Below are 10,317 nucleotides of genomic sequence, written 5' to 3'. Positions count from 1 at the left end.
CCTCATCATAGCGGACTGCAATAGGTGAAGCTGACCGCACGCACCGTCGCGACCTTTTTTTTGATGAAGGGTCGGGCACCCCCGGATTGCTCCCTGGGCCCGCCCGCCGGCGGCGCAAGATGGGAATAAGAGCCAGTTCGACGACGGCCCGAGCCCGGGCAGCACCGCCGATGTCACCGTGAAGCTGAACGGCGACGTGATCGCCGCGCTCCAGGCGACACCGGGGCAGGATACGCCGTTTTCCTTTAAGGTTCCGCGCGGCGGCAGCAACGTGCTGGAATTCTCTGTGGCCGGACTGCCTGGCGAAGTGACGGAGGCAAACAACCGCGCCGTTCATGTCATCGATGGCATTCGTGAAAACCTGCGCGTGCTTTTGGTCTCCGGCGAGCCGCATGCCGGCGAGCGCGCCTGGCGCAATCTCCTGAAATCCGACGCCTCGGTCGATCTCGTCCATTTCACCATTCTGCGCCCCCCTGAAAAGCAGGACGGCACGCCGATCAACGAGCTTTCGCTGATCGCCTTCCCGACACGCGAGCTGTTCGTCGACAAGATCAAAGACTTCGACCTGATCATCTTCGACCGCTACCAGCACCGCGGCGTGCTGCCGATCCTCTACTATGACTACATTGCACAATATGTCGAAAACGGCGGTGCGCTGCTGATTGCCGCAGGTCCCGAGCATGCCGGCCAGGATTCGATCGCACTGACGCCGCTTTCGGCCGTTCTCCCTGCCGAGCCGACCGGCCAGATGATCGACAAGGCATTCTATCCCCGCCTTTCCGAGGAGGGCCGCAAGCACCCCGTCACCCGCGGCCTCGACGGCTCCGCTGACGAGCCGCCGCATTGGGGCCGCTGGTTCCGCAGCGTCGATGTCGCGTCTCCGCATGGCCAGACGGTCATGGTTGGCGCAGACAATCATCCGCTGCTGCTTTTGAACCGTGCCGGCCAGGGACGCGTCGCCATGCTGCTCTCCGACCAGGGCTGGCTCTGGGCCCGCGGCTTCGAGGGCGGCGGCCCGCACGTCTCGCTCTACCGCCGCATCGCCCATTGGCTGATGAAGGAACCGGCGCTGGAGGAGGAAGCGCTGACGGCGCGCGCCTCCGGTCGCACGCTGGAGGTAACCCGCCAGACGATCGGCGACAATCCGGGCAATGCCACAGTCCGATATCCATCAGGCAAGACGGAAAATCTGCCGCTGAACCAGTCTGAACCCGGTCTCTTCAAGGCAGAGAAGAAGATGGACGAGATCGGCCTCTTCGAAATCCGCAACGGCGACCTGACGACGCTCGTTCATGTCGGCGCCGTCGATGCGCCCGAATTCAAGGCGATGATTTCGACGACGGATGTGCTGAAGCCGATTTCCGGCAAGACACGCGGCCTTGTCACCCGCGTTTCAGATACCAACGGAGCGATCGAAGTTCCGCCGATCCTGCCGGTTCGCGGCCAGGTTCGCGTCGCCGACAATGACCGCATGCAGATCAAGTTGACGAACGAGAGCGTGCTGAAGGGGATCAATACCCTGCCGCTCTTTGCCGGTTTTGCCGGCGTCGGCGCGCTGCTGCTCGCCTTCGGCGCCATGTGGTGGCGTGAAGGTCGATGAGTCCCGCTTAGGCGAGTGAGACTTGCCGCGTTTCTGCATCGATCGCAAGCGGTGATTCCGGCACGAAGAAGCGAAGCCCGATGCCGAAGATGGCGGGCAGCGCCGTCACGGCAAAGATGTAGCGCCACGCGTCGGCAACGTCGGCGAGCGCCTGCCACCCTGTCGGCGAGCCGGCTGACGACGGCGCCGATCAGCATGCCGAGGACGAAAAGCGTTCCGGTCTGCAGTGCCTGCGGCACCGTCAGCTGGAATGTGGCGGCGATCGAAGCGGCCGTGAACCCGACGGCTAGCACCTGCATGGCGTCGGCCGCCCAGACGAGCCCGAAAAATGCCATCAGCCGCCGCTGAAATGCGCCCGTCCCAGCGCGATCCGAACTTCCGCTCATGCCGCCCTCCACCAAGCTGCCGAAACCTCGAGCAAAGTGAGGTCAGGGAAACCAGCGGTAGGACATATGAACTATGCACGCCAGCCGATGATACCCTTAAGACGCTGATGCGCATCTTCGGCAATCGGAACGACCAGAACGCGGGCGGGATCGACTGGCCCTGGAAAGGCGAGCGCGTTGTAGGCGACCTTCTCGAAGCCGAGCGGGCAATAATACGGCGGATCGCCGACAAGGATGACAGCCTCGGAGCCCTTGCGCCTTGCCGCCTCCACCGCGATCCGCACGAGTTCGCGGCCGATGCCCATATTCTTGTGCGATGGCCGGACGGCGAGTGGTCCGAGCAGGTGCCCTTTAACATCGCCCGCCATGACCGGGGTCATCCTGACCGAGGCGATCGTTTCGCCATCATCGGTACAGATGAAGGAGAGCGACGGATCGTGCGCCCCCTGCTCGCGGATGCGCGCAGCCGCACGCGCGTGCCGGCCAGGGCCGAAAGCTTCTTCGTTGATGTGTTCGATAGCCGCGTCGTGAGACGCATCCTCGGTGAGGTAGACCAGATCGTGCTTTTGCATGATGAGACAGAAACCGGATAGACGGAATTGATGATTTTCGAGCACGCGCTTAGGCGTTCGGAAGCATCAGCGTCGTCGCAGATTTCTGGATGCGTAAAACAAATCGGGTTCCCGAGAAAATGTGAAAAGGCCGATAGCAGGAAAAATTTGCCTCGTCCAACGCAAAGTGACGCGACCGAAAAAACATTTGTGACGCACTGTTCAGTCTTCGCACCCCTGCAAAGATCGGCCGCGTGCAATATGTTTCCACCAACGGCGAATTTGAAGGAAGCGCACAATGGGCATGCTGGTTGACGGCGTCTGGCAGAACGTCGGGTACGATACGAAGGAAACGAAGGGCCACTTCAAGCGCGCGGCCTCTCAGTTCCGCAACTGGATCACGGCCAATGGGGAGGCAGGACCGACGGGCAGCGGCGGCTTCAAGGCCGAGGCTGGCCGCTATCATCTCTATGTCTCGCTCGCCTGCCCCTGGGCGCACCGCACGCTCATTTTCCGCAAACTGAAGAAGCTTGATGACATCGTCTCCGTGTCCGTCGTCGATCCGCTGATGGCCGAGAACGGCTGGGAATTCAAAGTCGGCGACGGCGCGACCGGCGATCACCTTTACGGTGCAAGGACCCTCTTCGAGATCTACGTGAAGGCCGATCCGCACTATTCCGGCCGCGTCACCGTTCCCGTGCTCTGGGACAAGAAGACCGGTACGATCGTCAATAATGAATCGGCCGAGATCATCCGCATGTTCAACAGCGCCTTCGACGGCCTGACCGATTCGAACACCGATTTCTATCCCGACGCTCTGCGCGCCGACATCGATGCGCTGAATGCGATCGTCTACGACACCGTCAACAACGGCGTCTACAAGGCAGGCTTTGCAACGACGCAGGAAGCCTACGAAGAAAATGTTGTGAAGATTTTCGAAACGCTGGACATGCTGGACGAGCGTCTCGGCAAAAGCCGCTATCTCTTCGGCGATCGGCTGACGGAAGCCGACTGGCGGCTGTTCACGACGCTGGCGCGCTTCGATGCAGTCTATGTCGGCCACTTCAAGTGCAACATCCGTCGCATCGAAGACTACAAGAACCTCTCGGGCTACCTGCGCGATCTTTACCAGACGCCGGGCGTCAAGGAGACGGTGAACCTGCGCCACATCAAGGAGCACTATTACCGCAGCCACAGGACGATCAATCCGACGGGCGTGATCCCGGTCGGCCCGGCTCTCGATCTCGACCGCCTGCACGGCCGCGCCAAGCTTGCCGCTGCCGCGTGAATCCTACCAGAAGTGAGCGGCGGGCTCTTCGCCGCTCAACTCCCTCAGCCTGCGCCTCGTCGCTTCAGTCGTGCCGTCCGGCAGACCGTCGAGCGCGAAGAAGCCGCATTCGACAATTTCGCGATCCGGCTTGCGCGGCGCTGTCTGCTCGACCTCGGCGCGGTAGAAGACCACATGATCGCGCCGGCTCGCCGATGCGTTGAAATAGACATGGAAGAGCTGCGGCCTGCCGATGATCCTGAGGTTGCCCTCCTCGCGCAGTTCCTTGATCAGCGCTTCCTCAGCTGTCTCGTTGCGCTCCAGCCCCCCGCCAGGCATATGCCAGCCGGGAATGTAGCTGTGGCGGACCAGAAAAATCCGCCCGGACGAATCGAAACAGGCCGCCCGCACGCCCATCGTCATGCCGCGCGCGAGAGCGAAATAGCCATGCACGATCCGCATCAGCAGCTTGGATTGCCAGGGCCTGATTTCCTTGGTCGTCATCGGTCTGTTTTCACTATTTCGTTCAATCGGACGTGTTTGATTTGTAAATATCCTGGTCTATGTGTCGTAGCATGTTCAAGCTCGCGCATATCTCGGATATCCACCTCGGCCCACTTCCCAATCTTTCATTCCGCGAGCTTTTCTCGAAGCGCATTACCGGCTTTGTGAACTGGCACCGCCACAGGCGCAAGCATCTTTTCGGCGGCACGCTGGATCTGCTCCTGGAGGATATCCGTGCGCGCCAGGCCGACCACCTGGCCGTGACCGGCGACTTGGTGAATCTCGCAAGCGGCATTGAGATCCGCTCCGCCGCCGCCTGGCTTCGCGCGCTCGGCGAACCGGCGGAAACCTCCGTGGTTCCCGGCAATCACGACGCGTATGTGCCCGGCGCCTACGAGAAATCCATGCGCGCCTGGTATGACTATGTGCGCGGCGACCTCGCTCCAGCCGAATGGGAGGAAGACAAGCACATCTTTCCCTATCTCCGCGTCCGCGGCAAAGTCGCGCTCGTCGGCTGCTCGACGGCCGTCGCCACGCCACCATTTGCCGCCAGCGGCTTCTTCAGCCAGCGGCAGGCCCGCGAGACCGTCAACATGCTCCGCGCGGCCGGTGAAGCCGGCCTCTTTCGCGTCGTCATGATCCACCACCCGCCGATCCGCGGCGCGACTGCTTTCTACAAGCGCATGATCGGCATCCGCCGCTTTGCCGCCGTCGTCTCGACCGGCGGCGCAGAACTGGTGCTCCACGGCCATACGCATCTCAATACGCTCCACTGGCTGCGCGGCCAGACTGGTCCCGTGCCTGTGGTCGGCATTGCTTCCGCCTCGCAGGGACCAGGTGGCTTGAAGCCCCGTGCGGCCTATAATCTCTTCAGCATCGACGGTTCGCCCGGCGCCTGGGAACTGAGGGGCGAACGCTTCAGCTTGAACGACATGGGCGATGGCGTTTCGTCGGAAAGTGTCGACATTTTCAAGCTTTAGGCGGACAAGCGGAATCTTTTTCGCGGCTTTTTGAATCAATTTCTGAAGCCGCTGCGATTTTCCCCCAGGTAATGCTTAAGCCCTTGGTATTTCCAAATCCCACTGTACAATCCGGCCGCAATCGCAGCCGATCAGGGAACAAGCCATGCGCGCCGCAGCAAACCGCATCTGCCGTCTCACCCTCGCCTTCGGCCTTGCAGCCGGACTGTCGGCACCGGCCTTCGCCGTCGGTGACGAAAGCGACGAGACGAGCCCGCCTCCGAAGACCGAAACCACGACCAAATGCGCCGACGGCAAGGTGTGGGACAAGAAGAGGAAGGAATGCGTCGCGCCGAAGAAGAGCAGCTTTAATGACGACGACCTCTACGAGGCAGCGCGCGAATTCGCCTATGCCGGCCAATATGAAAATGCCATCACCGTCTTGAACCTCGCCAGGAACAAGAACGATCCGCGCATCCTGAACTATCTCGGCTATGCAAACCGCAAGGCGGGCCGGATGGAACTTGGAATGTCCTATTACCGCAAGGCGCTGCAAGCCGACGAGAATTATATCCTCGCACGATCATACATGGGCCAGGCCCTGGCCGAAGAAGGTGACATCCAGGGTGCCCGCGTCCAGCTCGTCGAAATTCGCGACCGCGGCGGCGAAAACACCTGGGCTTATCGTGCGCTATTGCAGAGCCTGAACGGCTACCGGACGTATTGAAACGGGGGCGCGCTCCGGCGACCAAGAGAGAAACCTTTGGGAATTCTTCGACCGCGCCGTCTTCTTCTTGCGCGGCAGTGCAAAATTGTTCCATAAAGATCACTTCCACGATATAAAAAGCTTGGCCCACATCGGGTGCTTCGCCCGAACCCATTCATGAAATGAGACTATGCGTCAGCCTGTAACGACCATCGATATCCGACGCGACCTGGTGGGCCTGCTCCCGCGGCTGCGGCGCTTCGCGATGACGCTTGGCGATGCGGCTGCTGCCGACGATCTGGTTCAGGCGGTCTGTCAGCGTGCGGTGGCGAAGAGCCAGCAGTGGAGCGGCGAGGGCCGGCTCGAAAGCTGGATTTACACACTCGCCCGCCAACAGTGGAGCGACGATGGCCGCAGACGCAAGGCGCGACCGGCTTCCAAGAGCAACGTCACGGATATCCGCGACGCGGCGCGCGACCGCGCAGCCGTCGCCGATACCGATGCCATACACCGCATGCTCGCCGAAATGCCTGAAGGCATTTCGAGCGTCTTCCTGCTTGTCGCTGTCGAAGGACATACCTATCAGCAGACCGCCGACATCATGGGCATATCGGCCGGCAGCGTGCCCACGCAGCTTGCCGCGGCGCGGCTGCACTTCGCAAGCCTCGCCGACGATCATCCTCACAGGTACTGAACTTTGCCCGACTTCAAAAAATTATCGCTTGACGCCCAGCTGACCGCCCTTCTAGACGGCGAAACGACGCCGGAACAGAAGCATGAGCTAGAGCAGCGCCTCGCCACCGACGAAGGTGCGCGCCGGCTTTACGACAAGCTGCGTCACGGCGCCGATTTCGGCCGCCGCCGTCTGGACGATATTCTTAAAGAGCCGGTTCCGCTGGCACTCGTGCGCTCGATCAAGAGCGTCCAGCCGCCCAAGGCGCCGATCGCGCCGCGAACCACCCGCCCGTCGATGAAGCTCGCGCCTAGCGGCACGCAGGCGCTGGCCGCAGCGATCATCCTTTTTATCGTCGGCTGCGGCATCGGCTATCTCGCCGGCACGAGCCCTGGCTCTCCCACGGGCAATGGCACGACACAGATCGTGGACGACAATGCCAGCAGCAAGAACTGGCTGAACGACATCACAGCCTACCAGCGCCTGATGATCCGCCAGCCGCGGCATATCGTCGAGGTGCCCTCTACCCAGGCCGAGGAGATTTCCAACTGGCTGACGTCCACGGTCGGAGTCGCCTTTCGCGTGCCTGATTTGTCTACAGACGGCTGGGCCTTTCAGGGCGCCCGCGTGCTTCTTGGCGACGGAAAGCCGGTCGGCCAGCTGGTCTATACAAGCACGGACGGCGATCTCATCTCCATCTGCTTCCGCAAGGATGCCCAGCCAATCGAATCCGAGGATTTCAAGGAAACGATCCGGGACGAAATCGGCCTGATCACCTGGCACAATGCCGGCACCTCCTACGTTCTGGCCGGACCTTCCGCCGAAGCCTCGCTCAGCCAGATCGCCATGGAAGTCGCAACCGCGATCTGAGCCTTACGGGACCAGCACGACCTTGCCGCTGACGCCCCGGCTTTCGATGGCGCGATGCGCATCGGCGGCCCTGTCCAGCGGAAAACTCGCGCCCTTTGCGACGATCAGCGCGCCGGAGACGGCAAGTGAAAACAGCGCGGAGAGATCGTCCGCCAGCGTTGCAGATAACAGAGGCAGCAGCGCAAATCCCTTGAGCGTCTGGTTCTTCTCGAACAGGGAATTCAGGTCGGCAACCTCAAGCCGAAAGCGGCCCAGTGCAGCAAAGACAAGCTCTCCGCCCGGCGCAAGTGCTGCAAGGGAGGCACGTGTCACCTCGCCACCGATCGTATCGTAGATCAGATCGACGGGCGCCATTTTACAAAGGGTCTCCTGCCAGCCCTCGGCTGTATAGTCGATCGCCGCGTCCGCGCCCAGCCTGCGGGAGAGCGACCTCTTCTTCTCGCTGCTTGCCGTCGCGATGACCGATCCTGCGCCCTCACGCTTCGCCAATTGCACCAGCAGCGAGCCAACGCCCCCGGCCCCCGCGTGGACAAGAACGGTTTTGTCCCGTGGCAGCGCCTGACGCACCATATGCAGCGCCGTCAGCCCCTGCACCATCAGCGCAACCGCCGTCTCGAAGGACAACGCGTCGGGGATCGAGATCACTGACGCACCCGGCACGGCGACGTACTCCGCATAACCTTCACCCCGCCCGAGCGCGAAAAGCGGAACGGCAACGCGCGCACCGATGACAGCGGAATCAACTCCCTCGCCTATCGCCTCGACAACACCCGCGACTTCAACACCCGGGATGATGGGCAATTCCGGCGTCACCGCATACCGGTTGGCGCGCATCAGCACTTCGAAGAAGTTGACGCCTGCAGTACGGACGCGAACGAGCACCTCCCCTTCGCGCGGCACCGCGGCACCTCGACGACCTTGAGAACCTCGGGGGGACCGAAATGGTCGAAGCGGACGGCTTTCATGGCAGACCTCACGTTTGAATGGCGTGGGCAGCGCTTTATCAGTAAACTCGGCGACCAGAATAGACACTCTTTCGTGCCATACCCACCAGGAAGTGACCATGGCTGAACCCATCAAGAGACTGCCCAAACTGCCCGTCGAACGCGCGCCAAAGGTGATCGCCGGGCGCTGGAAACCGGTTATCCTCTACTACGTTTTCTGCGGCTCGAAGCGTCTTTCGGAGCTGAAACGCATGATGCCGGAGATCACGCAGAAGGTGCTGATCCAGCAGCTACGCGAAATGGAGGAACATGGTCTGGTAAGCCGCGAGGTGTTTGCCGAAGTTCCCGCGCGCGTCGAATATACCGCGACGGAGCTCGGGCTTGGCCTTGAACCGGTGCTGCTGGCGCTCTGCCAATGGGGCCAGCGCCACGCCGAGGCGCAGAATGAAACCGCCGACATTGCCGACTGCATCGTCCGCCCGCGCAAGCCATCTTTCGCCGCCTGAGGGGCAAAACGCGCAGCCGGCGGCGCCCGCTGCGCAATCTCGATCAGTTCTTCCCGGCTCTCACATCCAGCACGCGGTTGGCCGCCGATACGATCGCTTCGAGCGAGGCGCCGACGATATTGGTGCTGATGCCGGCACCAAAGAGCTTGCCGCCGGGATAGGCGGTCTCGACGTAGGAGATGGCCGCCGCATTCGAGCCGTGCTGCAGGGAGTGCTCGGAGTAGTCTTCGACCGACATCTCGATGCCGAGATAGTGCGAGAGCGCGTTGATGAAGCCGTCGATGGGGCCGTTGCCGCGGCCCTCGATACGCTTCGTCTCGCCATTGTCGATAATCTCAGCGGCGACGACACGCACGCCCTTGCGCTCTGGATCGGCGAAAGTGTGATGATCGACGAACTTGATGCGGCCCTCGGGCTGCGTCACGTAGCGCTCGATGAAGCGGTCGTAGATGCGGCGCGACGGCAGTTCCTTGCCTTCTTCGTCGGTGATGCGCTGGATGTCCTCGCGGAACTCGACCTGGAGATTGCGTGGCAAATTGAGCCCGTAGTCCTGCTGCAGGATATAGGCGATGCCGCCCTTGCCGGACTGCGAGTTGATGCGGATGATCGCTTCGTAGGAGCGGCCGACATCCTGCGGGTCGATCGGCAGATAGGGCACTTCCCACACCGGATGGTTAGCGACCTTGATCGCCTTCATACCCTTGTTGATCGCATCCTGATGCGAGCCGGAAAAGGCCGTGTAGACCAGTTCGCCGACATAAGGGTGGCGCTCGCCGATGGTCATCTGGTTCGAATATTCGAAGACGCTCTTGATGCGCTCGATATCGGAGCAGTCGATTTCCGGATCGACGCCCTGCGTGAACATGTTGAGCGCCATCGTCACCACATCGACATTGCCCGTGCGCTCGCCGTTGCCGAAGAGCGTGCCCTCAACACGGTCGGCGCCTGCCAGCAGACCGAGCTCGGCTGCCGCAATACCGGTGCCGCGGTCGTTATGCGGATGCAGCGAGACGATCAGGTTCTCGCGATTGTCGAGATTGCGGCACATCCATTCGATCTGGTCGGCATAGACGTTCGGCGTCGCCATCTCGACGGTGGACGGCAGGTTGATGATCAGCTTGTTGTCCGCCGTCGGCTTCATCACGTCGATGACGGCATTGCAGATTTCCAGCGCCACTTCGAGCTCAGTACCGGTGAAGCTTTCCGGCGAGTATTCGAAGCGGTAGCCGCCACCGGCTTTCGCCGCCATGTCGGTGATCATCTTTGCCGCATCGACGGCGATCTGCTTGATACCCGGCACATCCTTGGCAAAAACCACGCGGCGCTGCAGCTCACTCGTCGAGTTGTAGAA

The 10,317-nt window shown here is 61.7% G+C and carries 8 protein-coding genes and 4 pseudogenes; 7 read left to right on the top strand and 5 right to left on the bottom strand.

Annotated features, from left to right (window positions below; all coding sequences use genetic code 11):
* Window positions 1-136: 136 nt before the first annotated feature.
* Window positions 137-1,600, top strand: a pseudogene (locus C9413_RS20375) (hypothetical protein); the annotation flags it as partial.
* Window positions 1,601-1,640: 40 nt separating this feature from the next.
* On the opposite strand, the pseudogene C9413_RS20370 reads toward C9413_RS20375, so the two are convergent.
* Together C9413_RS20370 and C9413_RS20365 are read right to left on the bottom strand one after the other, a co-directional pair.
* A pseudogene (locus C9413_RS20370) lies at window positions 1,641-1,986 on the bottom strand (MFS transporter); the annotation flags it as partial.
* 71 nt (window positions 1,987-2,057) lie between these two features.
* Window positions 2,058-2,558: an N-acetyltransferase gene (locus tag C9413_RS20365; protein ID WP_039845497.1), complete on the bottom strand. Its 501-nt coding sequence runs from the start codon at window positions 2,556-2,558 to the stop codon at window positions 2,058-2,060.
* Window positions 2,559-2,835: 277 nt separating this feature from the next.
* Here C9413_RS20365 and C9413_RS20360 point away from each other — a divergent pair, with 277 nt between their 5' ends.
* Window positions 2,836-3,825: a glutathione S-transferase family protein gene (locus tag C9413_RS20360; protein WP_039845498.1), complete on the top strand. Its 990-nt coding sequence runs from the start codon at window positions 2,836-2,838 to the stop codon at window positions 3,823-3,825.
* A 3-nt stretch (window positions 3,826-3,828) separates the two neighbouring features.
* Here C9413_RS20360 and C9413_RS20355 read toward each other — a convergent pair whose 3' ends face one another.
* Complete coding sequence (locus tag C9413_RS20355) at window positions 3,829-4,308, bottom strand: NUDIX domain-containing protein (protein WP_039845499.1); 480 nt, start codon at window positions 4,306-4,308, stop codon at window positions 3,829-3,831.
* A gap of 59 nt (window positions 4,309-4,367) precedes the next feature.
* Here C9413_RS20355 and C9413_RS20350 point away from each other — a divergent pair, with 59 nt between their 5' ends.
* The 4 genes from C9413_RS20350 to C9413_RS20335 all read left to right on the top strand — a co-directional run bounded on the left by C9413_RS20350 (window position 4,368) and on the right by C9413_RS20335 (window position 7,516).
* On the top strand, window positions 4,368-5,288 hold the full coding sequence (locus C9413_RS20350) for a metallophosphoesterase (protein ID WP_318299925.1): 921 nt from the start codon (window positions 4,368-4,370) through the stop codon (window positions 5,286-5,288).
* Between the two features lie 145 nt (window positions 5,289-5,433).
* Window positions 5,434-5,994 (top strand): hypothetical protein, encoded by a 561-nt coding sequence (locus C9413_RS20345; protein WP_039845501.1) that lies wholly within the window; start codon window positions 5,434-5,436, stop codon window positions 5,992-5,994.
* Window positions 5,995-6,163: 169 nt separating this feature from the next.
* Window positions 6,164-6,667, top strand: a complete 504-nt coding sequence (locus C9413_RS20340; RefSeq protein ID WP_039845502.1) for an RNA polymerase sigma factor — start codon at window positions 6,164-6,166, stop codon at window positions 6,665-6,667.
* A gap of 3 nt (window positions 6,668-6,670) precedes the next feature.
* Window positions 6,671-7,516 (top strand): anti-sigma factor, encoded by an 846-nt coding sequence (locus C9413_RS20335; RefSeq protein WP_039845503.1) that lies wholly within the window; start codon window positions 6,671-6,673, stop codon window positions 7,514-7,516.
* A gap of 3 nt (window positions 7,517-7,519) precedes the next feature.
* Here C9413_RS20335 and C9413_RS20330 read toward each other — a convergent pair.
* Window positions 7,520-8,481, bottom strand: a pseudogene (locus C9413_RS20330) (zinc-binding dehydrogenase).
* Here C9413_RS20330 and C9413_RS20325 point away from each other — a divergent pair.
* Window positions 8,480-8,966, top strand: a pseudogene (locus tag C9413_RS20325) (helix-turn-helix domain-containing protein). The pseudogenes C9413_RS20330 and C9413_RS20325 sit on opposite strands and share 2 nt — an antisense overlap.
* Before the next feature lie 43 nt (window positions 8,967-9,009).
* On the opposite strand, the gene C9413_RS20320 reads toward C9413_RS20325, so the two are convergent.
* Window positions 9,010-10,317: 2-isopropylmalate synthase (locus C9413_RS20320; RefSeq protein ID WP_170250825.1), on the bottom strand; the 1,308-nt coding region annotated here is incomplete at its 5' end.

The organism is Rhizobium sp. SEMIA 4085 (genome assembly GCF_013004495.1).
GTDB lineage: Bacteria > Pseudomonadota > Alphaproteobacteria > Rhizobiales > Rhizobiaceae > Rhizobium > Rhizobium gallicum.
This window is presented reverse-complemented; position numbering and strand designations above follow the sequence as displayed.